1 protein-coding gene is annotated in these 615 nt (G+C 38.9%); it reads right to left on the reverse strand.

All coding sequences use genetic code 11. The features are described from left to right. On the reverse strand, positions 1–615 hold a 615-nt coding region (locus KW502_RS15305), incomplete at both ends, for an FIDD domain-containing protein (RefSeq protein ID WP_219041414.1).

A 615-nucleotide genomic window follows, 5' to 3' on the forward strand; every position in this document is an offset into this window, starting at 1 on the left:
TAAGGCTTGCTCCATTTTCACTAATTAGACTACCGTTATAACTCCATTCAAAGCGATAATCGTTTTCATCTAATTGGGTGTCTATTACAACAGCGGTATAATCACCTCCAGTAACTGGCGTGGAGCTGTCACTATCTACACAAATGTAAAGGCCGTCATAGCTGCTAATATCTACGGCTGGACGAGGGTCTACACTTATAGGAATGATCACCGCGAGGGTACTGTTACAAAAAGTATCGGTATTGACCACTTCTGCATAAATAACATCTCCATTGCTCGCCTCATAATTAGTCGCTTGTGATGCTGGAATACGAATATTAGAATCATAATCTGCTTCACTGGCATAGTAATACACCTCTAGATTAGCAGGGATTGGACTTTCTACTACAATCGCTTCATCAAATTCTGATAAGTCAATGGTAGCTGTATTTTCTAATTCTACATCTGAACAAAGCATTCTGGATAGATTAGCATTCTCTTCAATCTGAGGACGAGCTTCTATATTAAGGTATAACTTTCCTAAATTGATTTCATCTGTGATACGACATCCTGTAGTATTGTGGGTAACCTGAATATACAAGAGTTCTTCATCACTAGCCTGATAACCAAAGGGAA

It is taken from the genome of Mesonia aestuariivivens (assembly GCF_019311235.1).
In the GTDB taxonomy this organism is placed as follows: Bacteria; Bacteroidota; Bacteroidia; order Flavobacteriales; family Flavobacteriaceae; genus Mesonia; species Mesonia aestuariivivens.